Raw genomic sequence first — 23,513 nt, 5'->3', positions numbered from 1 at the left:
AGGCACCATGACCGAGACCCTGCCCATCGCGCCGTGGCGCGTGTTCACCGTCACCGTGCGCGCGGTACGCCGACTGAGCCCGTCCTTCACCCGGGTGACCTTCACCGGGGCGGATCTGGACCGCTTCGCCGACAACGGTTACGACCAGCGGATCAAGCTGGCGCTACCGCTGCCCGGCCAGCGCGGGGTGAACCTGCCGAACGGGGCGGACTGGTACGCGACCTGGCGGGCCCTGCCGGCGCACCTGCGCAACCCGATCCGGACGTACACGGTGCGGGCGGTCCGTCCCCACCTGGCCGAGGTCGACGTCGACCTGGTGCTGCACGGCGACAGTGGCCCGGCGACGCGCTGGGCTCGGCGGGCCAGCGCGGGCGACGAACTCGCCATCGTCGGGCCGGACGCCGGCTACCCCGGCGAGCACGGCGGGGTCGAGTTTCGACCGTCGGCCGGCGGCACCCTGCTGCTGGCGGGGGACGAGACCGCCGTGCCGGCGATCAGCAGCATCTGCGAGCGACTTCCGCTCGACGCCCGGGGCACTGTCGTGCTGGAGGTGCCCGACGCCGCCGACGTGCTGCCGCTGGCCGCGCCGTCCGGTGTCGAGGTCCGCTGGCTGTCCCGAGGGGCCGACAGGTACGGCAGCCGGCTGGTGCCCGCCGTCGTCGCCGCGGCCGGGGAACTGCTGACCCCCGGCGCGGCGAAGGCCGCTGCGCCCATGCCGGACGTGGACGTGGACACCGAGATCCTCTGGGAGGTGCCCGAGGAGGTGGCCCCGGCGCCGCTGTACGCGTGGCTGGCCGGGGAGGCCGGCGTCATCCGCACCCTGCGCCGGCACCTGGTCGCCGAGCGGGGTCTGGACCGGCGGGCGGTGGCCTTCATGGGCTACTGGCGGCTCGGCCACGCCGACGCCGACTGACCGTGTCGCGCGACGCGCCTGCCGGACCGCCCGCGACGTGCGTCGCAGGCCGGGGGGCGCGTACCGTTTCGGGTCGGACTTTGGGGGCTGGCTGGAGCCGGCACGGGATACGGGACGAGACAACGACGCATGACGGTGGACAGCATTACCGAAAACGGTCAAGAGGGTATTGACCGAAGCCGGCTGGAGGCCTGCCTCAGCGTCTTCGAGGAGTTGGAGGCGCTGCCCTCCGACCACCCCGACGTGGTGCGGGTGCAGCGGGCCACCGCCCGGCTCTACAAGGTGATCAAGCAGCGGCGACGGGAGGAGCGGCGAGACGCCATCCTCGCCGCCGACCGGGCGGTGACCGAGGCCACCGCCACCGGCGCTCCCGGTCGCATCGACGACGAGACGCAGGGCATTCCGCTCGCGTCCTCCGTCGCGGGCGAGACGGCGGGCTTCCTGCACAATCCGCGCGGCTGCTACGTCTGCAAGCAGCGCTACCGCCAGGTGGACGCGTTCTACCACCAGCTCTGCCCGTCCTGCGCCGCGCTCAACCGGGAGCGCCGCGACGCGCGTACCGACCTGACCGGCCGGCGGGCGCTGCTCACCGGCGGCCGGGCCAAGATCGGCATGTACATCGCGCTGCGCCTGCTGCGCGACGGCGCGCACACCACGATCACGACGCGGTTCCCGCACGACGCGGTCCGCCGGTTCGCCGCGATGCCCGACAGCGGGGACTGGCTGCACCGGCTGCGCGTCGTCGGGATCGACCTGCGCGACCCCGCCCAGGTGATCGCTCTCGCCGACTCGGTGAGCAGCCAGGGCCCCCTCGACATTCTGATCAACAATGCGGCGCAGACCGTCCGCCGGTCCCCCGGGGCGTACGCGCAGCTCATCGCCGCGGAGGCCGCCGCCCTGCCGGACGGCCCACTACCGGAGCTGATCACGTTCGCCAAGCCGGACGGGCAGGGCGGCCCGGTGGGCACCCTCACCGGTGGGCCACAGTCGACGGCGCTCACCCCGCACGCGCTCACCGCGCTGGCACTGACCAGCCGCTCAGCCTCACCGGACCGGATCGCGGCGTCCACGGCCATCGACGCCGGCGGGCTCGTGCCCGACCTCGACTCGGTCAACAGCTGGGTCCAGCGGGTGCAGGAGGTGGACCCGGTCGAGCTGCTGGAAGTGCAGCTGTGCAACGTCACCGCACCGTTCGTGCTGGTCAGCCGGCTGCGCCCGGCGATGGCCGCCGCGCCGGCCCGCCGCAAGTACGTGGTGAACGTGTCGGCGATGGAGGGCCAGTTCGGTCGCGGTTACAAGGGGCCGGGGCACCCGCACACCAACATGGCCAAGGCGGCGCTGAACATGCTGACCCGCACCAGCGCCGAGGAGATGCTGACCGACGGGATCCTGATGACCAGCGTCGACACCGGCTGGATCACCGACGAGCGTCCGCACCCGACGAAGATGCGGTTGGCCGACGAGGGCTTCCACGCCCCCCTGGACCTGGTCGACGGCGCGGCCCGGGTGTACGACCCGATCGTCCGCGGCGAGCAGGGCGAGGACCTGTACGGCTGTTTCCTGAAGGACTACGCGCCCTGCGCCTGGTGATCGACCGCAACGACGAGGAGAAGAACATGTCAGACGCACGTGACGCGTGGCCGACGCTGGACGAGTTGCTGCGCGAGGAGAGCGAGCTGGAGCTCGCGGGCCTGTCCGAGACCGACGCGTACGAGCTGGGGATGCTCGCCGTCGCCGCCGCGAGTGAGCAGCGGCTGCCGGTGTCGATCGGGGTGTGGCGGGCGGGGCGCCAGCTGTTCCACTGTGGCCTGCCGGGCTCGACGGCCGACAACGACGCGTGGCTGCGCCGCAAGGGGCGGGTGGTGATGCGCTTCGAGCACTCGTCGCTGTACATGGCCCGGTTGTGCCAGGACAAGCAGGTGACGCTGGCCGAACGGTACGGTCTGCCGGCCGAGCGGTACGCGGCGGCCGGGGGCGCGGTGCCGCTGCGGGTGCGCGGCACCGGCGTGGTGGGCTGGGTCGGTGTCTCGGGGTTGCCGCAGCTGGACGACCACCGTTTCGTGGTCGACATCCTCCGCAAGCTTCCCCGGTAAGGGCTTCCCCGGCGGCCTCGGGACGAGGCCGCCGGGTCGCCCGTTCAGTGGGCGCGCCGGTTGGCGCGCAGGGCGCCCAGGAGCACGCCGGGCCGGGCCAGTGTGCGCGGGTGCTCGCGCATGGAGACGACGTCGTTGAACCGCCGGGCGGTCGTCACGTCCGTGACGGTCGCGGTGATGATCTGCCGGCTGGCCCAGCTGGAGAGCCGGTAGCCGCGCGGGTAGGGCCCGTCGACGTGCGGCAGCGCCAGGTCCGCCGAGGTCGAGATCGACCAGGCGGCGTCGACCACGACCTTCTGGAGCGCGAGGTAGTGACGCGCGGGCGCCCGTAGGTCGGGGCCGGAGCGGAGGTACGTGGAGAGGCAGGCCGCGTGCAGGGCCGCCGCCGTCATGCCCTGCCCGTAGACCGGGTTGAACGACGCGACGGCATCACCGACGCTGATCAGGCCGGCGGGGAACCGCTTGAGCGCGTGGAAGTCGCGTCGCCGGCTGTCGGCATGGTGGTAGGTCTGGACGTCGCCAATCATCTCCTGGTCGGCGACCTCGCCGAACTCCGGTGGGAACTGCTCCCGCAGGCGGCGGACGAAGTCCGGCGCGGTGCGCCCCGGACGGTCGTTGCCGTAACCGGCCATCATGGCCATCCACTGGCCGTCCTCGATGGCGAAGAACGCGGCCCCGGCCACGTCCACCGCCATCCTCGGGGTGTGCAGCGCCAGCACGACCGTCGCGTCCGGGGTGGACTCCGGGCGGCGGAACAGGGCGGTCGCGTAGTTGAGATGCACGGTCATCCGCCGGGTGACCGGCCGGTCCCAGTCAGCCTGCGCCAGCCAGTCCGACAGTTTGCTGGACCGCCCCATGGCGTCCACCACGAGGTCCGCGCGCTCCACACCGGGCACTCCGCCGACGTCACAGCGGACGCCGGTGACCGCGGTGCCGTCGAACACGAGGCCGGTGGCGCGGGCGGTGATCGTCTTGACGTTGGGCAGTCGAAGCACCTGCTGGCGGATCAGGCCCTCCAGGAGGGGTCGACTGCCGGCCAGACTGTCGGCGTCGTCGGGGACGACGACCTTCAGACGCCCGTCGAGGTAGTTGCGCCGGGCCGCGGGCGGTGCCTCGACCGCTCCGCGCGCCACTGCCTCGTCACGGAATCCGGGAAACAACCGCTCCAGCTGGAAGAGGCCGCCGGGCAGCAGGGCGTGCAACTGTGTCCCCTGGGGTACGCCGGGCCGCGCGCCGGTCACCTGCGGGTCGTCCCGGTCGATGATGACGACGGTGTCGGCGTGGTCGGAGAGGACCCGGGCGGCCAGCAGACCGGCGACACTGCCGCCGACCACGACGGCCGTTCCCATCGTCGGGGACGGCCGGTCAGGGGGTCGAGCCGCGTTCAGCTCTGCGAAGACCCGGGACGGGGAGAGGGACATCGTGCTCTCCAAGGGGGTAACGAGGTGTGTGCCCTCCCCGGTGACTGTTCGCGGCCGTGCGCGGACAGTCACCGGTGGACGGTCGTTCGACGTGATGCCCGCCGATCGTCGCACAACCGCTCGAATGTCTACCGACAGTGTCCGCCAGATGACTGTCCGTGGTCCGAGGGTCGGACAGGAGGTTGGACGGGATCACCGTTCGGCCGGCTCGGGTGGCGTCTCCGCAGGCCGGACTGCCACGATCTCCGGCATGCCCGTTGCGCGTCGTACTCTACTCGGGGCCGGCCTGGCCGCCGCGACCTCCACTCTCGTCGGTTGTGGTGACACCGGCGGGTCGAGCCCCGGTGCGGCCGGTGCCGGAGACGCGGTGACCGGGACGGACGCCGCCGGGAACCGGGTCGGGTTCGGTACGGCGGGAAACCTCAGGTCCCCGTCGGCTGCCCCGGGCACGCCGGTCCCCCCGAGCGGCGCGCAACCGGCCGGCCAGGCCCGCTACGCGGCGGACGTGACCGCCCTGCTGCGGCGTCACCTCCCCGCCACACCGCAGACCATCCAGCACAAGGGCTTCCCCGGTGCGGTCGCCCTGGTGCTGGTGGACGGGAAGATGACGGTCCACACCGCTGTCGGGGAGGCGCTGCGGTACGGGGCGGGCCCGAAGCTGCTCGCGGCGAACCAGCGCGTCCCGATGCGCCCCGACTCCATCTTCGACCTCGCCTCGGTCACCAAGGTGTACACGGCCATCCTGCTGTTGCAGCAGGCCGACAAGGGGCGGGTCGACCTCGGCGCCCCGGTGCGCGACTACCTGCCGGCCTTCACCGGCACGGGCAAGCAGCAGGTCACCGTCGAGATGCTGCTCACCCACACCAGCGGCCTCCCGGTCGGCGCCAAGGTCACCGGATTGCCCGACAACGCGGCCCGGTGGAACGCCGTGCTCACCACGCCGCTGGTCTCCGGCGCCGTGCCCGGGGCCACGTTCCGCTACTCCAGCGTCGGGCTCATGGTCGCCGGGAAGATCGTCGAGAAGGTCACCGGCCAGCGGCTCGACCAGGCCCTGCGGACCAACCTCACCAACCCGCTCGGCCTGCGCGACACCGGCTTCAACCCCACCAGCTGGATGTCCACCACCGCCAAGACCGGCCGCCTGGTCGCCACCGACGCCCGCTCGTCGCGAGGGCTGCTGCGGGGCACCGTCCACGACGACGTCGCCAACCACCTCGGGGGCATCGCTGGTCACGCCGGCATCTTCGCCTCCGCGACGGATCTCGCGGCCATCGGTCAACTGCTCCTCAACGAGGGCGCCCACCAGGGTAAGCAGCTCCTCGCCGCGGCGACGGTGCGCCGGATGCTCCGCAACCACAACGCCGGCAAACCCGCCATCGACCCCGAGCGACCCAACCGGACCTCGGCGCACGGCCTCGGGGTGGTCCTCAACCAGAGCTGGTTCATGGGCAAGCTCGCCTCGGCCCGGACCTTCGGCCACACCGGGTTCGCCGGACCCTCACTCCTGGTCGCGCCCGACCGCAAACTCGTCCTGGCGCTGCTCACCAACCGAGCGCACCCCAACTGGAGTTGGTCGAACCCGGACCCGGTCCGCGCCGCCGTCGGGGACCTCCTGGCCGCGAAGATGGCTACGAGGTGATCAATGTGCCCAACTGGCGGTCGAGCACCGACCGGGTGACGGTCAGCGTGAACGACTTCTGACCGCGTCCCGCGGGCGGGTCCCCGCCACCTCGGGTCGGCCGGGCCCGTCCGCGCGCTCGTCAGACGGTGGCCGGGACCCGCTCGCGCACCCGTCGCCCGGCGGCGAAGCTGACCAGTCCCAGGATCAACCCGACGACCGCCAGCACCACGCCCACCCGGGCCGGCGCGAGGTAGCCGAGTCCGGCGGCGATGGCGACACTGCCCAGGGCCGCGCCCAGGCTGTTCGCGATGTTCATGGCCGACTGGTTGAGCGCCGCGCCCATCAGTTGCGCTCCCGGCGCGACGGTGATGAGGCGCGCCTGCAGGACCGGGCCGAGGTAGAGGCTGGTCGCACCGACCAGGAAAGCGCCCACGAAGAGGCCGACGCGGGTCGACGCCACGAGGCTGAACACGGCGATGCTGACGATCATCGCGACGAAGCCGATGACCGTGCTCCGCTGGAGGTCACGGTCCGCCAGCCAGCCGCCCAGGGCGTTGCCGACGGTCATGCCGAGGCCCACCGCGACCAGCGCCCACGGCACGGTGGCGGCGGAGAGGCCGGCGACGTCGGTGGTGACCGGCGCGATGTAGGTGTTGACCGCGAAGAACCCGGCGAAGCCGATCGCGCCGGTCGCGGCGACCAGCCAGACCTGCGAGGTCCGCAGCGCGCGCAACTCGGCGGCCGGCGAGCCGTCGACCGCCGCGGCGACCTCCGGGACGACCGCCAGCACCGCCAGCAGGGTGAGCAGGAAGAAGCCGGCGATGACCAGGTACGCGGCCCGCCAGCCGGCCGCCTGCCCGAGCCGCGTGATCAGGGGTACGCCGACCAGGTTGCTCACGGTCAGGCCGCCGAGCACGGTGGCGAACCCACGGGCCTCGTTACCGGGGCCCATCAGGGTCGCCGCGAGCAGACCGGCCGCGCCGAAGTACGCGCCGTGCGGCAGCGCCGCCGCGAACCGGGCCACCAGCACCAGGTCGAAGGTGGGGGCGATCGCGGACGCCACCGTGCCGACGGCGAACAGCACGAGCAGCCCGAGGACGAGCTTCTTGCGGGGCAGGCGCGCGCTCAACGCGGCGATCAGCGGCGCGCCGACGACCACGCCGAGCGCGTACGCGGTGATCATCCAACCCGCGCGGGCGACCGCGCCCGACGGCGACTGCGCGTACTCGTTCGGGAGTAGACCGCGCGCGATGTCGGGCAGCAGCCCCATCGCCACGAACTCGGTCAGGCCGACCGCGACGCCGCCCAGTGCCAGCGCGGCCAGGGCCGCCAACCGTCGACCCGTTCTCAACTCGATCACCGAAAAAATTTAGCAACAGCGTTGCGTAATAGGGTGGTGAGATGACTCGCGTCACTGCCGACGTCACCTTCCTCCGCGACTACAACCAGGCACTGGTCATGGCCGTGGGGCGTACCGCTCGCACCTTCGAGCGCGCGACAGTGGTCAGGGCCACCGGCCTGACGCCACAGGCGGTCTCCAAGGTCATCGCCCGGCTGACCGCCGACGGCCTGATCCGCCCGGCCGGCGTGCGGCGTCCGGGCATCGGCAAGCCGGCGGTCGTCTACGAACTCGTCCCGGACAGCCGATACGCCATCGGCGCCCACGTGGCGCGGCGCACGCTGCGGCTGGTCCTGGTCGACCTGGCCGGCACCGTGCACCACTCGGCGGTCAGCCCGCTGCCCCACGACTTCACCCCGGCGCAACTCCTCGACGCCCTCAGCGTCGGCATCGACACGATGGCCGGCGTCGGCGACCTGCGCAGCCGCCTCACCGGGCTGGGCATCGGCATGATCGGCCCGCTCGACCACGCCAACGGCCTGGTCCGGGACGCCCACGGCCTGCGGCACTGGCACGACGTACCGCTGCGCGAGATCGCCGAGAAGCACCTGGGCCTGCCCGTCCACCTGGACAAGGACGTCACCGCGGGGATCACGGCGGAGGCCTGGCGGCACGGCGCGACGTTCGGCGACGCGGCCCTCATCATGGTCGAGTCCGGCGTCGGCGCGGGCTTCTGGCTGGGCGGGGCGGCCCACCGTGGGGCGCACACCAACGCCGGCGAATTCGGCCACACCGTCGTCGACCTGACCGGGCCGCGCTGCGTCTGCGGCCGGCACGGGTGCCTGGAGGTCGTGCACCACCACGCCGCCGAGGCCGGGGACGTCGCACACGCCGCCCGGGTGCTGGCCGTGGGCGTCGTCAACCTGCTCCAGACCCTCGACCTCGCCCACGTGGTGCTGGCCGGCGCGGACCTCCTCGGGCACCCGCAGACCTACCTCGCGGCGGTCACCGAGGCCGTGCAGGCCGACGCGCGGCGCGCGGACTGGCTCCGCACGAGGGTGACCCTGTCCAGCCTCGGCGCGGACGTGATCGCCGCGGGCGCCGCCATGCAGGTCCTCGACCAGCACTACGGCATTCCGGAGCTGGCCCATCCCTTGATCGTTGGCAGCTGAGCAGCTCGACACGCCGAGCGACGCCCTGCTGAGCTGCCACCGATCGACGCGAGGTCAGAGGATGGCGGGTGGCGACAACGCCATCTTCTGCCAGTTGCGGAACACGAAGCGGTGCACCGACTTCAGCCCGACCCAGAGCGCCGGTTCGAGCGCGACGCGACCGTACCCCCGGACCGTCACCGTCGTGGTCCGGGTAACCCGGGTCCCGCCGTTGACCGGGACCAACTCGAACAGGTCCCCGAGATAGTCGACGAAACGATGAAAATGCAGGTCCGTCGACTCCATGTGGAACGCCAACCGGCTCGGCGGCTCCCACACCGTGATCCGCTGGCGCACCACGCCCTGTTCCGAGACACACTGCCGGGAGGCGCCGACCTCGCCCGGGCCGTCCGGCAGCCGGCACGAGGTGGGTCGGGGCGTGCCCAGGTAGAACACCGGGCAGCGTGGCTGAAGCTCAAGACGCGAGTCGCAGAGAGCCGGCCACAGAACCTCGGCCGGGTGGGGCATGGTCCATCCGGTTCGCACGCGCATGCCTCGAACCTAGACCGGGCCGCGACCGCCCAGCCACCGGGACAGGGCCCGACTCGCCGCGCCGCCACGCCACCTGCGCGTGGGTGTCGGTCTGGACACAACCGCTGGCCGGGCTCTCGCTGAGCGTGCTGGCTCCTATGCCGCGACGGCGCGGTGAACTCACTGGCAGACCCGCCACTCGTCGTCCTCCTTGACCAGCGCCACCGCCTGACTGGCCCGCGCGCCGGTGGCCTCCTGGACCACCACGACGGTGGCGGTCGCGGTGAGCCGCCCGTTGAAGTTGTTGACGTTCACGTTGGTGATCTCGTAACTGCTGATCTTCAACTGGGCGGCCTGGACCCGGGCGAACTCCTCCTGAGTCATGCCGTCGCGCACCCGTTCGCACAGCCGCCCGTACGCGCCCGGGTAGTTGCCGGCCTGCACGTCGTCGACGAACGCCGTCGTGGCCGCCCGGGCCGGTTCGACCGAGTCCTTGAGCGAGCGGTAGAACCAGAGGCCGACGCAGGTGCCCACCACGCAGCACAGCGCCAGTAGGGCACCGAGGACGATCAGGACCGTACGAACAGTCCGGTTCGGCCTCCGGTCGGGAACCATTATCGGCTCGTACGTCATGGCCCGGAGGGTAGGGCGGCCCGGCAAGCGGCGAGAGCCTGCCCGGTGCCCGGCGGGTCAGCCGCTGGAGGCGGACGGGTCCGGCGTCGGCGTGCCAGCGGCGACCGCGGGCGGCGGCGACGCCGATGCCCGAGCCGGTCGAAGATCCGCAGGTACGGGCAGCGCGCTGCCCTTGACGAACTGACCCCAACTGGCGTTCCAGGGCGTCCAGCCGTTGCCCGACTCGAGCCGGACCTCGGTGCCGGTGACGGTGACCAGGTCACCGATCTGGGTGACTGTCATCAACCAGTCGGCGTTGGCGGGCGAGATGTTCGTGCAGCCATGCGAGACGTTGCGGTGGCCCTGATCCGACACCGACCAGGGTGCCCCGTGGATGAACTCGCCGCCCCAGGTGAGCCGTTGGGCGTCCTTGACGTGCACCACGTAGCCGCCGTTCGGCTCGCCACGCGTGTCGAACGTGGTGTTCTGGTGCTTCTCCATGATCACCATCTTGCCGCTGGACGTGGGTGTGCTGCGCTTGCCGAGGCTCACCGGGATCGTGCGGATCAGCTTGCCATCACGCCGCACGCGCATCTGTTTGGTGGCGTTGTCGACCTCGAGCGCCACCTGCCGTCCGATCCTGGAGGTCGCGGTGCGGTCGACGTCACCGATGTGGTTCCGGCCGATCGGCAGGCCCTCGAGGCCGGCCCGGACACTGATCGTCGTGCCCGGCCGCCAGAAGTCGGGAGCCCGGTAGTAGACCTGGCTGCCGTCGTCCACCCAGGACCACACGCCCGGCTGGGGTGGGTTCGTGGTGACGAACAACCGCCGCTGTACGTCGGCGCGCGCCGCCCGGTCGATGGGCGGATCGAAGCCGATGGTCACCGGCATCGCCGTGCCGTACGTCCGCTTGTCGGCGAAGTACAGCGTGCTGGTGACCTGCGGCTTGTTCGATGTCGCCATGGTGGTGAAGGTGGTGGTACGGGTGGTGGTCCCGCCGGCGTCGCCGGTGGCGGTCACCTCGACGGTGTAGGTGCGTTGCGGCCGCAACGGCGTCGTGGGCACCCAGGCCGACCCGTCCTCGCGCGGCTCCACCCGGACCGGCGCGCCCTGGTCGTCGACGAGGCGCACGGCGCTGATCGTCCCGCCCCTGACGCGCGGCACGACCTCGGCGCTCAGGGGCACGTCGCGGGACAGGTCGGCGGGCATGAGGGTCAGTTCGGGCGACGGCGCCACCGGCTCGACGACGGGACGCGGGGCGGGCCTCCGCTCGGTGGTACACCCGGCGAGGACCAGGGGCGTCGCCGCGACGATCACCGCCATGAGCGTCATTCGCCTACGTAACCCCATCGACCGTCCCCCGGCTTCCGTTTTCTCCGTGGCGGCAATTCTCGCCGCGTCGGCGGCACCCCGCGCTGTTTCTCGGCAATCACGCCGCGAAGGGGGGAACGGGCAGCCGGGCACGCATCGGTGTCACCTCTCTTCCGTGATCCTCGGGGCATCGAAGCGTGCTGGCGACGTGCCATGCTGCCGACATGCGCAGAAGACGACACCCATGGATTCTGTTAGCACTCCCCCTGCTCCTGACCGCCTGCACCCCGCCGGACGAGCCGCTGGTCGCTCTCGCCGTCCAGGACGGCCAACCGGTCGGCGTTCTGGTGACCTGCGACGACGATGTCGCGCGGCTCGGCGTGTACGAGAACGACCAGCAGGATGAACCGGGCAACCGCCCCCTGATCAGGTGGAGCGTCGACGGCCCACCCGCGACGGAGGTCGTGGAGGTCCCCCTGCTGGGTCAGCCGCCGGCCGGCTGGGAGGTCAACGAGCCGGTCGACTTCCCCGGCCCGGAGCCAGGTGTGATGGTGGACGTCCAGATGCTCACCGAACTCCGCGCCGGGGTCACCTACAGCCTTGAGGGGTCGAGTCGCCGGGACGCCATCGGGGTGGACTTCACCCTCGCGGACCTGTCCCGGATCGGCGCGGACCAGGTGTTGGCGCCGCACGGACGGGACTCGACGAAGGTCATGTCGCGGGAGACCTTCCTGCGCACCGCACGCGACAAGTGCTGAGCGGGAAAGCAGAGTGCCACCGCGGTCGCCGATTACAGTTTTTTGCGAGCCACCAAAGAATTGAGATTCAAATGTCACCGCGCCGGCTCCGCAAAGCTGACCAGGCAATCGCTGAGCGCAATTTAAGGCAGAATTAATCGTCTCAGCGAGAAAGGATCAGGGAGTCAACTCGTACTCTTCCTTCTCGGAAGGAAGGTGCGCCCCCGTTGATAGATCTCCGATCCACCCCTCGACGCCGTCGTTCCGTCACGGCCCTGTTGCTGGTGAGCATGGCGCTCGCCGGCGGATGCAAGGAAACGCCGGCCACTCCCGGCGCGTCCGGCCCGTCCAGCGACACCGGCATCGGCTCGTCCGCCCCGGACGCGCCGACCGCCACCACCCCGGCCGACCCGTCGGCCACGCCGAGCGCCCCGGGCACGTCGGCCTCCCCGTCCGCGCCGGGCAAGCCGGCGAAGCCGCCGACCAGCGCCGCTCCGCCCACCGCATCCGGTGGCTGGATCACCATCGACGCCGCCGCGCAGGCCGCCGCGACGAAGGCGTTCTTCGCCCGCAAGCCCAAGCCGGTGACCGGCAACCCGGTCAAGGTGCCCGAATTCAACGTCGGCTGCAAGACCAGCCACCACAACAGCGACGACCCGATCGTGCTGCCCAAGCTGATCGGTGGCTCGCACAACCACACGTTCTGGGGTAACAGGTCGACCAACGCCAACTCGACCGCCGAATCGCTGCGGGCGGCGAAGGCGACCACCTGCAACTCACCGGACGACCAGTCCGCCTACTGGGTGCCGACGATGTACCAGAACGGCAAGGTCGTGGACCCGAAGGAGGTGACCGTCTACTACGGTTCCCGCCTGAAGGATCCGAGCAAGACCCAGCCCTTCCCGTTCGGCCTGCGAATGATCACCGGTAACGCCAAGAATCAGGTCGACACCCCGGACAAGCAGGGCAACCACTTCTGGTGTGCCGGCATCGGCGGGGAGATCGGCCGCAGCGCCGACAAGACGTTCCCGGTCTGCGCCAAGACCGCGAACATCGTCCGGCAGATCACCTTCCCGGACTGCTGGGACGGCAAGCACCTGGACAGCCCGGACCACAAGGCGCACATGGCCAACGGTGACCACACCGGGGCGTGCCCGAAGAGCCACCCGGTGCCCGTCCCGTCGGTCTCCTTCGTGATCTCGTACCCGTTGAGCGCGAACACCGACGGCATCACCCTCGCGTCCGGCACGTCGTTCTCCATGCACGCGGACTTCTTCAACGCGTGGAAGGACGAGGCGCTCGCCGCACGGGTGCGCAACTGCCTCGACCAGGGCGTGAAGTGCAACTCGGCCGGCAACTTCTGAGCTGACCCGCGAATCGTCGCCGGCTGGCGATCGAGAGTAGCGAGGTCTCCGGTGGACGGTTCGGCGACCAGGCCGAAACGCAAGCCGGAGACCTCGCGTCGCCGGGTCAGAAGGTGGCGATCGGGTTGACCGGGCTGCCGGACGTACCGGCGAGGCGGACCGGCGCGACCGCCAGGTGGAAGTCCCACTGGTCGAGCTCAACGGCCGTCGACGCGCACGCCTCCAGGTCGCAGTTGTCGAGCAGCCACAGACCCATCGCCACGAGACTCACGGCGTGGACCGGCATCAACACATCGTCGTACCCCGACGGCTGAACATCCTGCGGCGTGTCCGCACCGATCAGCGCGACTCCCCGCTCATGCAGCCACGGCAGGCAGGACGCGTGCCACCCGGCCTGCGCGAAACCGCTCGTCGCACCGTTCTCGTGTCGGAAGCGGCCGTAGCCGGTACGCAGGAGGATCGCGTCGCCCGGTCGAACCCGTACGCCCTGACGGCGCTCGGCCTCTTCGAGGTCGTCGGGGAACACCCCCTGCCCCGGTTCCCACCACGGCACGTCCCGGGCCCGCGCGACGTCCAACAGGACACCACGCGTGACGATCCCGTTCGCCGCCGCCGTCACGGCCCCCCACGCCGAACCCGTCGCGGCGTCGACCAACGAGTGCGACCGGCCGTTGTACATCATGCCGTCCCAGAAGATGTGGCACGGCGAGTCGAGGTGAGTGAGGGTGTTGCCGTGAAACGAGATGCCGAGCCGCTCGGACGAGAAACCCCACCGCCGGTCGGCGTGGAAGTGCGCGGGCATGTGCTCGGCACCCGGCATCTCGGCGGCGCACGGGCACGTCGTCGTCGACCGCTCCATGTCCTGCGGTGCGGCAACCTCCCACGCGCACGACACGCTCCGGCCGTGGCGTACGGCCCGCGCCGCCGCCAGCCGGACGTCGTCGGTGATGTGGTTCAGCGTTCCGCGCTCGTCGTCGTCACCCCAGCGCCCCCAGTTCGACAGCGTGTCGAAGTACCCGAGCACGTCGTCCTGCGTCGGCATCGGTCGCCCACCTGTCATCCCAACACCGGCTCCTCCGGTCCCGCGGTTCGAGACACCACAGGCAGGCTATCCCGCTGCTGGAGCACGGCAGCCTCAACGACTACTTGCGCAGCAGTTTGACGAAGTCGGCGGCCGCCGGGAACGGCCGGTCCTGGGCGAACTCGCCGATGTAGACGACGGCCTCCTCGTCCTGGCCGTAGGAGTAGCTGTCCAGGGCCGGGCCGACCACGAGAATGGTGCCGCCGCGTCGCCAGGCGGCGTACCGCCAGGAGTAGCTACCGATGGCGAGGTACCTGCCCTCGGTCCGGACGTCACACTCCGGTGGACCGAGCCGTTGCGCGAACCGGTCGATGGCCGCGTCGATGGACGCCTCGAACTCCGGACGGCCGGCGCCCCGATGGCTCGACCAGCCCGGCTGCGAGCCCCAGAAGTCGTCCGGCCACAACTCCCCGCCCACCAGGTAGTAGTGGACGAAGGGCAGGTAGAGACCGTAGTCGGTGTAGACGGCGTGACCGGCCCCGGTGACGAAGCGCGCCTCGTCGGTCGGCACCCCGTCGGTGAACCAACCGAGGTCCCGCATCGCCCGGCTGGTGACACCCGGGTCGTGCCACGGCAGGTCGGCCAGCCCGATGAGCTGACCGGCCAACTCCGCGTCGATGGCGCACTCGACGACGTAGCTCTCGATTTCGTCCTCGCCGGACTCCGGCTGGTGATCTTCCGACATGACCGGGGATTCTTCCGACGCCGGCACCGCCACACAAGCGCGGACCGGGCGGCGGCGACACTGGCCGGGCCAGGGCGTTGGTCGACTAGGGCTCGGCTCGGACGGACTGACACTGTTGCGGTACTGCTGGATTCGGCAGCTCGGCATCCCTGGTCCAGCCGAGGAACCGGCGGTGCAGCACACCGGCCGGTGTCCACGGCATGTCCTCGGTCGCCTGCACGAGGTAGGACCCGAGGTAAAGGGCCAGCGACACCGGCGCATCCGCATACTCCGCGCGCAACTCGCGCTTGCGGGTCCGGCAGGGCCAGGGCAGGCCGCAGCCCCCGCAGCTCCACATCGGCATGACCGGGCCGTGCACGGTCACCGCGCACCCGCCAGAAGGCCGGAGCTACACCTGCCGGCGAACCATCGGACGCCAACCTCGATGATCGCCTCCCACTGCCGGTTACTCACTGCTCGCCTTCCTGCGGCCAATGGCCACGACTGATCGGAATCCTGTGCCGGGCACGGCATGGAAGGTCTGCTCCGCAGCGGCAAACATGTCGCCAGAGCCGCCACGACCACACCGGCCGATGCCTGCGGGCAAGAGTCAGCGCGGTGGCCGAGAGGTATTCGTCATACGAGACGCGCCGCACGGACTCTCCCTCGTTTGAGCACGAGGACGACTTCCCGCCCTCGACGCTGAGGGGACGCGGCGACCAGGCGATATCCGCACCGCCCGCCGCATCCCGTGAGCATGAAGCTACGGTGAGTCGCGGGGCGGAATGGGTACGGTTTCTACCCCTGAGTCACGAGAGCAGCCCGACCTTGACCGCGAGGTCACGGGCGTCGTCACGAGTGGAACGCGGGCCGTCGAGCAGGTCCAGGGTAATCTGGCGGGCGTACCCGTTGAAGCGAATCGTCTCCGGGGCCGACTCGTACGCCTGCCGGAGGGTTGCCACGGCCGTTTCCTTGTCGTCCTTGCCGTAGTGCGCCCGCGCAACCTCGATGAGATGGCGTGCCCGGCGGGGCCTCGACGGGATCGCCGCCGAATCGTGGCGGCGCGCCTGTCGCACCGCCTCACCGGACTTCTGCAACTCCACCGCCACGGTCACCGCATGGGCGCCCATGATGACCTGCGAGAACGACGTCTGCGGCTGATAGAAACCCGTTGGCAGGCGCTGCGCCACCCGATCCGCGCGATCCCAGTACCGCCAAGCCCTACCTTCCTCACCAGCACGGGCGGCGGTGTACGCGGCCTCGAAGTTCAATGCGCCCCAGAGCGCCAACAGGTTCGTGTTCCCGTCGGCCGCACGCGACGCCAGCGCCGACAGAAGGTCCCCTGTCACCCCCATCGCGGTGTCCCAGTCACCGGCGTCCCGATGCACCTGGCACAGGAACCACCCCGCGCACGCCACCGCCTCCGGGTCACCGGACTCCTGCGCCGCCACCATCGCCCGGTCCGCGACCCGCCACAACAACTCCGCAGCGGGCTGATAGGCGAGGAACATCTGCGTCAACCCGAACGTCTCCGCCAACAGGGCCTGCGCCTGCCGACGCTCATCACTCTCGTACGCCAACGCGGCGCGCTGCACGTCGCGCAACAGCCCCGGCAACAACCCGCCCAGCACCGTCCGGTGATCCGACGCCTGATGACGCGCCCGCCAAGCCATCGCAAGCCGCTTTCTCAGGCTCGTCAACGACTCCGGAGAAGCCTCATCGGATATTGCGAAGCGGTTCACGGCGTCCCGGACCGACGCCAGCGCCGGATGCTCCGGCCCGTTGACCACAGCAGACCGGGCGCCCAACTCACCGGCCAGGGCAGACACCTCGACCTTGAGTGCACGCGCGATGCGATCCAACATGTGAATACGCGGCGGCAGGATGCGATCGGTCTCCACCGCCTTGACCCACTCGGCGCTGCGCCCCACCAATCCGCCGAGCACCGCACGGGTCTTCCCCGACCGCTCCCGGTAGACCTTCAACCGCTGCCCGAAAGTCAACTCCGGCAAGGAATCCATCCCGGACCTCCTCGTAGCGCAGGACAGGCCATCGGCGCCCAGGCCGCCGCCACCCAACACTAGCGGCCTATCCGCCGCCTCATAGCCCAATACGACGGCGGTGGCCGGTCACCCCTGCAACCGGGGTGACCGACCACCGTCGCGTTGTTCAGTCAGAGCCGGGCGGCACCCGCCTCGGTGGCCTCCTGCACCGCCGAGGTACGACGGGTCTCGGCCCGCTGGTCGCCGGCCTCCTCCCGGTCCGGGGCGGCCACCCGCGCCGCCCGGTTGGCGGTGGCCGCGGCCTGGTCACCGGTCACGCCGCCACGGATCCGGTTGTTCGCGGCCACCTGGGCGGCCGGGTCGTTGGACGTCACCGTCAACTGGCCGTTGATGATGTTGTCGTCGACCGTGACGCCGCCGGTGGTGCTGGTGATGCTCACGTCTCCACCCCAGTAACCGCCGGAGGCGCAGCTGTCGAGCCCACCGTTCGGGCCGAGTTGCACACCACCGAGGTTGCCGGCGAAGGTGGCGCGGCCCTGCACCGCACTGCCACACACCACGCTGCCGGTGGCGCTGTTGAGCACCGACAGCGTGCCGTCGACGAACGAGTCGTGCAGGTCCGTGTAGTAGGTGCCGGTGCTGCTGAGGTTGCGCCGCACCTGGGTGCCCCCGTCGAGCCGGACCTCACCGGCGCTGACGGTGACGTTCCCGGTGACCGTGGACGCCTCGGCGAAGAGGAAGCTGTCGATGGTCGTGGAGCCCTTCGGGCGCACCGTGACGTTGCCGGTCTGCGCATCCTTCAGGAAGATGCCGTACCCGCCGGCGGCGAGCACCACCGGGCCGTCGATGGTCGTCTCGGTCGCGTCGAGGTAGCCGTTTCCGGCGACGCGTACCTCACCGCTGACCCGGCCACCGGTCACCACCAGGTTGGCGCCGGCCGCGACGGTGACGTTGCCGGTGATCGTGGTGCCGGTCAGCGAGCAGGACTCGCCGGCGGGCACGAGCAGGTCGTTGGGCACGGTCACCGCGCCGCCGGTGCCGATGCAGTGGGTGACCAGGTCGGCGTGTGCGGTGGGCGCCACGGCCAGCACCGAGGCCGCGATGACGGCGCTCACGGTGGCCAGCTTGACGACGGTACGTCCGGGCATCGTGGTACTCCCTGTCGGTGAGGTTCGGGGGTTCATGCGCCGACGTCCGATCGGGCCGCGGCCCGGACGATGGCGCCCTGTTGCCGCCGGTCGAGCGTGCCGCCGGTGACGAGCGCGGCGGTGACCGCCTCGACGTGCCGGACGAATTCGGCGTGGCCGGGGTAGGTGGCGTGTTCGTCGATCAGATCGTTGATGGTGCAGCCGTCGCCGGTGTCCACGTTGCGCACACCGGTGTCGTCGCCGCCGATGATCACGGTGGCCCGGGTGTCGGAGTCGGGGCAGCGGTCGGTGCCGTCGGCCACCACGGTGAACGTGGTCGACTGCTCGGTGGCGGAGTTCCCCGCGGTGTCGGTCGCCCGGTACCGCACCGTGTGCGCGCCGGGCGCGCGGACGACGACCGGGGCGGCGTACGTCGTCCAGCCGCCGGTGTCGAGCGCGTACTCGATCGTCGCCACACCCGACTCGTCGTCGGTGGCCGTGACGGTCACGGTCGCGCCGCCCACGTACGCGCCATCGTCGTCGCGGTCACCGGCCACGGTGGCGGCGACAGTGGGTGGGGTGGTGTCAGCGGCCTGCGGCTCGACGACGGTGAAGTGTTCCATCTGCTCGGCCGACGTGTTGCCGGCGACGTCGGTGGCCCGGTAGTGCAGCATGTGCATCCCGACCGTGTTCACCACGATCGGGTTCGCGTACGCGGTGAAGGCGGCGCCGTCCAACGCGTACTCGATGGTGGCCACACCGGAACCGGCGTCGGTGGCCGTCAACGTGGCGGTGGCCGTACCGATGAAGTTGCCGTCACCGTCGCGGTCGCCGGTCAGCGCGGCCGTGACCACCGGCGCGGTGGTGTCCTCCTCCCCCGGCTCGACGATCCGGAACGACACCGAGCCGACGGCGCTGGTGTTGCCGGCCTGGTCGGTGGCGCGGAACTGCACCGCGTGGTCGCCGATCGCGGTCACCCGCACCGGCTCGGTGTACGGGTGGAAGCTGGTGTCGTCGACCTGGTACTCGACGGTCTGGACCCCCGAGTCGGCGTCGGTGGCCGTCACGGTCACCGTCGCCGCGCCGAGGTAGTTGCCGTCCTGGTCCTGGTCGCCGGAGACCGTGGCGGTCACCGTCGGCGCGGTGGTGTCGCCGCCGCCACCGCCCTCGGTGACCACCAGCTCACCGACCATCGAGCTGTGGCCGGGGATGGAGCAGAAGTACCGGTAGCGGCCGGGGGTCAGCGTGACGGTCGCCTGGTGGCGGCCGTCGTTGGCGTCGAACGGGCTGGCCAGGATGTTGAGGGTGACGTCGTGGTTGTAACCCTCGGTGCTGGTGTCGAAGGTCAGGGTGTGCGGCATCCCGGTGGTGTTGCCGGTGGCCGCGCTGTTCTCCCAGATGATCGTGGTGGCCCCGGCCACTGCCGTGGTGGGCGCGGACTTGTAGCGGGTGATGCTGTCGTCGGCGGTCCAGGTCAGCACCTGGTCGGCGGCGACGCGCGGGGCGGCGGAGGCGGGCACCGCTGCCAACGGGATCACCGTGAGCAGGAGCGCCGCCAGCGCTGCTTTCAGTCGTCGGGTCATCGTCACTCCTAGAGTTCCCGCACGCGGATGTGGCGGAACTCGGTCAGGTCGTTGTCACCGTGGTTCTGCAGGCCGATGAAGCCGCGCAGGAACTGCCGCAGGTCGGTCGGCGGGTCGCCGGCGCGCGACGACTGCTTGCCGGGCGTGTTGTCGAACTCGTTGATCACCACGCCGTTGCGGATCATCGTGTAGTGCTGCCCGACCACGCGGATCTCGTAGTCGTTCCACTCGTTCTTCGGCGTCACCCCGGCCTGGCCCAGCGGCACCGGGTCGAAGTTGTAGACCGATCCGGTCTTCTGCGGCTCACCGGTGTCACCGTCGTAGATCTGGATCTCGTGTCCGCAGTAGATGGCCATCCAGGCCTGCGAGGTCCGCGCCGACCCGACCGTGCCGCAGCTGTCCGGTGGGCGCTGGTCGAGCGGCGTTCGCAGGTCCGGGAACCGGATGAAGACGCCGGTGTTGGCCCGGCCGGTGCCCGGCGCGATGTCCCGGAACTGCAACCTCAGCGAGAAGTCGCCCAGTTCCTTGGTGTGCCAGAGCATGCCCAGGCCGCCGCTGGAGCGCAGTGACCCGTCCGGTTGGATGCCGAACTCCCCCGCCGGCGCCTGCTGCCAACCACGCAGCGACTCGGCGGTGCCGTCGAAGAGCGCCTCGTACCCGGTGTGGCCGTCCCGGCCGATCTCCGACGCGGCGGCCAGCCGGGTGAGGGTGCCCGACTCGCGGCTGCTGAGCAGGCCGTCGTCCTGCAACGTGCGGGCCACCGCGGTCACGTGCCGGACGAAACCGTTGTGGTCGGCCCAGGTGCTCTCGTCGTCGATCAGGTCGTTGGCCGTGCAGCCCTGCCCGACCGTGCGACTGGGCACCCCGGTGTCGGTGTCGCCGAGCCAGACGTTCTGCCGGTCGTCAGGCACCGCGCAGCCCACCGTCACCGTGCTCTGCACCGTCGTCTTCTGACCGTCGGCGTACGTGACGGTGAGCTTCGCGGTGTAGGTGCCGACCGTGGCGTACGTGTGTCGGGGGTCCGCCTCGGTCGACGTGGCGCCGTCGCCGAACTCCCACCGGTGGCTGACGCCGCCGGAGCGGGAGCCGGTGAAGGCGATGGTCAACGGCTTGTTCTGCACGGCGGTCGAGGTGGCCGCCGGTGCCGGGGTGGGTGCGCCGCCGGTGTAGGTGATCCGGATCAGCTTCTGGTTCGGGTGCAGGCTGAAGAACCCGCCGCCGTAGTCGAGCAGGTAGAGCGCGCCGTCCGGGCCGAACTTCGCGTCCATCCAGCTCTGCAACCTGGTGTCGCCGTTGCCACCGGGGATGATGGCCCGCAGCGACTCGGCGTACACCGGTGGGGCGGCCTGCGGCACGCCGGCCGGGTCGACGGTGACCGCGACGCGGTTGTTGGAGTTCGACTGGTCGCCGATGAACCACTTGCCGTCCCAGTGCTCCGGCCACGCCACGCCACTGGTGGTGTCGACGAGGCTGCGGTGATACGTCGGGCCGGACATGATGGCCTGCCCGCCGCCGCGCAGGTAGGGCTGCGTGTAGGTGGCGTCGGCGGCCACGTAGGTCGGCAGGCCGCTGCCGTCAGTCCGCTCCGGGAACACCGGGCCGCCGCCGTCGGGCGAGTACCAGATCATGTTGTCCCGGGCCGCCGGGATGTCCACCAGTCCGGTGTTGCGCGGCGAGGTGTTCTTGAGGTTGTCGCAGTCGTACCAGCCGGTCAGCTCGGTCGCGTCGGTGTTGCTGCGGTCTCGGTACGGCTGCCGGTTGCCCATACAGTACGGCCAGCCCTGGTTGCCGGCGGAGGTGATGATGGTGGCCGTCTCGTACTTCGCCGGGCCGAGGGTGGGGCTGGGCGACGAGGCGTCCGGGCCGACCCAGCCGGCGGTCAGCCACTGGTGCACCGGGTCGATCTGGAGGCGGGCGATGTTGCGCACGCCCATCACGTAGATCTCCGGCCGGGTCTTCTCGGTGCCGGGCGGGAACAGGTTGCCGTCCGGGATGGTGTACGTGCCGTCCGGCTCCGGGTGAATCCGGATGATCTTGCCGGCGAGGTCGTTGGTGTTACCCGAGGTGCGCCGGGCGTCCTGGAACGAGATGCCCTGGTACTCCTGGGTCCAGTTGTTGCCGGCGTAGCCCTGCGACCCCTCCGACGAGTTGTTGTCACCGGAGCCGACGTAGAGGTTGCCCTTGGCGTCGAACGCCATGCCACCGCCGGCGTGGCAGCAGCTGTGGATCTGCACGGGGAACTGCAACAGGTCCTTGCGGGTCGCCTGGTCGATGGTCTGCGCCTGATGGTCGTAGGTGAACCGCGAGACGGTCCGCTGACCGACCCGCTTCACCCGGTCGACCGAGTCGTGCGGCATCCAGTAGACGTAGAGCCAGCCGTTCTCGGCGAACCTGGGGTCGGGCACGATGCCGAGCAGACCCTCCTCGTTCTTGACCAGCTCGGAGCCGCTGCCCCGGTTGCCCATCACCTCCAGGGTGGTGAGCAGCTTGACCTGCTTGGTCCGTGGGTCCCAGGAGTGGATGGTGCCGCAGCCCAGGCCGACCTTCGGGTCGTTCCAGTCCGCGATCGGGCCGCTCGGGCAGGCCGCCTTGCCGACGTAGAAGACCGTGCCGTCCGGGGCGATGGTCAGCCCGTGCGGCTCGCCCATCTGGTCCAGCTGCCCGGTCTGGTTCGCGGCGGTGAGTCGCTCCACCTTGTAGTTCGCGGCGATGGTGGCCTGGCAGTCACCGCGGATGCGACCGGTGGTCCAGTTGAGGGCCCCGGCGAGGTGCGCGCGGAACGCCTCCTCCCCGTAGCTGCCCTCGGTGTGGCCCATGCCGGTGTAGAAGGACCGGCCGCCGTCGTAGTCCCGGCACCAGGACACCGGGTGGAACGCGCCGTTGGCGGCCACGCCCGCGTCGTAGTGCCGCTCCTCCACCTGGGCCAGGGTGTGCACGCTGCCGATCGGGTTCGGGTCCCAGTTCTCCCAGCGGTCAGAGCGGGTGAGGGTCAGCGGCAGCGACGCCGTGGCCGGGTGCTTGCGGTCCAGGATGTTCACCACCGCGCGGTTCACCGCGGGCGGCTCCGGGGCGGTGGTGCTGCCGGTGAACAGCCGCAGGTCGGCGAGCTGGGTCAGCGGCTCACCGCTGTTCGCGGTGATGTTCAACCGGTAGCGCGAGAACTCCTGCGGGGTGGCGATGTCGAACCGGCGGGTCTGGAACCGGTCCGGGAAGATCTGCCCGGTGCGGCGGTCCAGATCGGTCCAGCTCTGCCCGTCCGTGGAGCCTTGCAGGGTCCAGTCCTTCGGGTCGCGGCCGGCCGAGTCGTTGGCCGACGTGAGGGCGTACCCGGTGACCCGCTTCGGTGCGGCCAACTCGTAGGCCACCCACCCGGTCGGGGTGCGGACGAGCCACTTCGTGTTGGCGTCGCCGTCGGTCAGCTTCTCCTTGGTCTCGTTGGGCGGGTTCTCGCCATTGGCGGTCACCCGGGCCACCGGCTCGGCCACCGGGATGGCGCCGGCCGGGCGGGTGCCGATCAGGCCGGTGAACCAGGTGGAGTCGACCTGGGCGCGGGCGGCGTCGGCGATGCCGACGAAACCGCCGCCGGCCTTGACGTAGCTCTGCAGCGCCGACTCCTGGTCGCGGTTCAGCGCCGCGCCCGTCGCGGAGAGAAAGACCACGCTGCGGTACGCGGACAGCCCGGCCGCGGTGAAGGAACCCGGGTCCGTGGTGGCCGTGACATCGATGTCATGACCGGCGCCAAGCTGTTTGATGGTGTCCACCGCGCGAGCGACCGGGTCCTGCTGTTCGGCCACCGGACCGTGGAACACCAGGACCGCTGTCCTCTGTGGCTGTGCCGCCGGTGCAGCGGCCGCCGTTCGTGGTGCGGCCGCAGCCGCCGTCGTCGTCGCCGGGATCAGTGTCGCTAAGGCCGCTACCGCGGCGAGGGTTCGTCGTAGTTTTCTGGTCATGCCCGTCCCCAC

19 protein-coding genes are annotated in these 23,513 nt (G+C 70.9%); 7 read left to right on the top strand and 12 right to left on the bottom strand.

What is annotated here, in order from left to right; genetic code table 11:
* The first annotated feature begins 7 nt into the window (after positions 1-7).
* The 3 genes from EV382_RS05900 (at position 8) to EV382_RS05890 (ending at position 3,006) form a co-directional block, all read left to right on the top strand.
* Positions 8-913 (top strand): siderophore-interacting protein, encoded by a 906-nt coding sequence (locus EV382_RS05900; protein ID WP_130400592.1) that lies wholly within the window; start codon positions 8-10, stop codon positions 911-913.
* 129 nt (positions 914-1,042) lie between these two features.
* Positions 1,043-2,503, top strand: a complete 1,461-nt coding sequence (locus EV382_RS05895; RefSeq protein ID WP_130400591.1) for an SDR family NAD(P)-dependent oxidoreductase — start codon at positions 1,043-1,045, stop codon at positions 2,501-2,503.
* A 26-nt stretch (positions 2,504-2,529) separates the two neighbouring features.
* Positions 2,530-3,006: a heme-degrading domain-containing protein gene (locus EV382_RS05890; RefSeq protein WP_130400590.1), complete on the top strand. Its 477-nt coding sequence runs from the start codon at positions 2,530-2,532 to the stop codon at positions 3,004-3,006.
* Between the two features lie 44 nt (positions 3,007-3,050).
* On the opposite strand, the gene EV382_RS05885 is transcribed toward EV382_RS05890, so the two are convergent.
* Positions 3,051-4,427 (bottom strand): FAD-dependent oxidoreductase, encoded by a 1,377-nt coding sequence (locus EV382_RS05885; protein WP_130400589.1) that lies wholly within the window; start codon positions 4,425-4,427, stop codon positions 3,051-3,053.
* 250 nt (positions 4,428-4,677) lie between these two features.
* Between EV382_RS05885 and EV382_RS05880 the strand changes: the two genes are divergently transcribed.
* Positions 4,678-6,066: a serine hydrolase domain-containing protein gene (locus EV382_RS05880; RefSeq protein WP_130400588.1), complete on the top strand. Its 1,389-nt coding sequence runs from the start codon at positions 4,678-4,680 to the stop codon at positions 6,064-6,066.
* A gap of 121 nt (positions 6,067-6,187) precedes the next feature.
* On the opposite strand, the gene EV382_RS05875 is transcribed toward EV382_RS05880, so the two are convergent.
* Entirely contained in the window at positions 6,188-7,408 is a 1,221-nt protein-coding gene (locus EV382_RS05875; RefSeq protein WP_341870143.1) for an MFS transporter, read from the bottom strand.
* A gap of 41 nt (positions 7,409-7,449) precedes the next feature.
* On the opposite strand from EV382_RS05875, the gene EV382_RS05870 reads away from it, so the two are divergent.
* Entirely contained in the window at positions 7,450-8,559 is a 1,110-nt protein-coding gene (locus tag EV382_RS05870; protein WP_130400587.1) for an ROK family protein, read from the top strand.
* Between the two features lie 54 nt (positions 8,560-8,613).
* On the opposite strand, the gene EV382_RS05865 is transcribed toward EV382_RS05870, so the two are convergent.
* The 3 genes from EV382_RS05865 to EV382_RS05855 form a co-directional block, all read right to left on the bottom strand.
* Complete coding sequence (locus EV382_RS05865) at positions 8,614-9,090, bottom strand: SRPBCC family protein (RefSeq protein ID WP_130400586.1); 477 nt, start codon at positions 9,088-9,090, stop codon at positions 8,614-8,616.
* A gap of 159 nt (positions 9,091-9,249) precedes the next feature.
* Complete coding sequence (locus tag EV382_RS05860) at positions 9,250-9,702, bottom strand: Rv0361 family membrane protein (protein ID WP_130400585.1); 453 nt, start codon at positions 9,700-9,702, stop codon at positions 9,250-9,252.
* 57 nt (positions 9,703-9,759) lie between these two features.
* Entirely contained in the window at positions 9,760-11,013 is a 1,254-nt protein-coding gene (locus tag EV382_RS05855) for a L,D-transpeptidase (protein WP_208758322.1), read from the bottom strand.
* Between the two features lie 203 nt (positions 11,014-11,216).
* Between EV382_RS05855 and EV382_RS05850 the strand changes: the two genes are divergently transcribed.
* Both EV382_RS05850 and EV382_RS05845 read left to right on the top strand, forming a co-directional pair.
* Positions 11,217-11,750, top strand: a complete 534-nt coding sequence (locus tag EV382_RS05850) for a hypothetical protein (RefSeq protein WP_130400583.1) — start codon at positions 11,217-11,219, stop codon at positions 11,748-11,750.
* 206 nt (positions 11,751-11,956) lie between these two features.
* Positions 11,957-13,093 carry a DUF1996 domain-containing protein gene (locus EV382_RS05845; protein ID WP_130400582.1) on the top strand — a complete coding sequence of 379 codons (1,137 nt, stop codon included), beginning with the start codon at positions 11,957-11,959 and terminating at the stop codon, positions 13,091-13,093.
* Between the two features lie 106 nt (positions 13,094-13,199).
* Here the strand turns inward: EV382_RS05845 and EV382_RS05840 are convergent, their stop codons facing one another.
* From EV382_RS05840 to EV382_RS05805, 7 genes are all read right to left on the bottom strand, one after another.
* On the bottom strand, positions 13,200-14,135 hold the full coding sequence (locus EV382_RS05840; RefSeq protein ID WP_130400581.1) for a cyclase family protein: 936 nt from the start codon (positions 14,133-14,135) through the stop codon (positions 13,200-13,202).
* Between the two features lie 100 nt (positions 14,136-14,235).
* Positions 14,236-14,859 (bottom strand): hypothetical protein, encoded by a 624-nt coding sequence (locus EV382_RS05835; protein ID WP_130400580.1) that lies wholly within the window; start codon positions 14,857-14,859, stop codon positions 14,236-14,238.
* Positions 14,860-14,944: 85 nt separating this feature from the next.
* On the bottom strand, positions 14,945-15,223 hold the full coding sequence (locus tag EV382_RS05830; protein WP_130400579.1) for a hypothetical protein: 279 nt from the start codon (positions 15,221-15,223) through the stop codon (positions 14,945-14,947).
* 424 nt (positions 15,224-15,647) lie between these two features.
* A complete protein-coding gene (locus tag EV382_RS05820) occupies positions 15,648-16,859 on the bottom strand; it encodes a helix-turn-helix domain-containing protein (protein ID WP_130400577.1) in 1,212 nt (403 codons plus the stop codon).
* 152 nt (positions 16,860-17,011) lie between these two features.
* The gene (locus EV382_RS05815; protein WP_130400576.1) at positions 17,012-17,989 is read right to left on the bottom strand and encodes a hypothetical protein; all 978 of its coding nucleotides are present in this window, start codon (positions 17,987-17,989) and stop codon (positions 17,012-17,014) included.
* Between the two features lie 32 nt (positions 17,990-18,021).
* Positions 18,022-19,551, bottom strand: coding sequence for an OmpL47-type beta-barrel domain-containing protein (locus EV382_RS05810; protein ID WP_130400575.1), 1,530 nt, complete (start codon positions 19,549-19,551; stop codon positions 18,022-18,024).
* Between the two features lie 8 nt (positions 19,552-19,559).
* Positions 19,560-23,360, bottom strand: a complete 3,801-nt coding sequence (locus tag EV382_RS05805) for a ThuA domain-containing protein (protein WP_244236555.1) — start codon at positions 23,358-23,360, stop codon at positions 19,560-19,562.
* Positions 23,361-23,513: the final 153 nt, after the last annotated feature.

It is taken from the genome of Micromonospora violae, assembly GCF_004217135.1.
In the GTDB taxonomy this organism is placed as follows: domain Bacteria; phylum Actinomycetota; class Actinomycetes; order Mycobacteriales; family Micromonosporaceae; genus Micromonospora; species Micromonospora violae.
The sequence above is the reverse complement of the archived record's forward strand: the minus strand, read 5'-3'. Positions and strand labels throughout refer to the sequence as shown.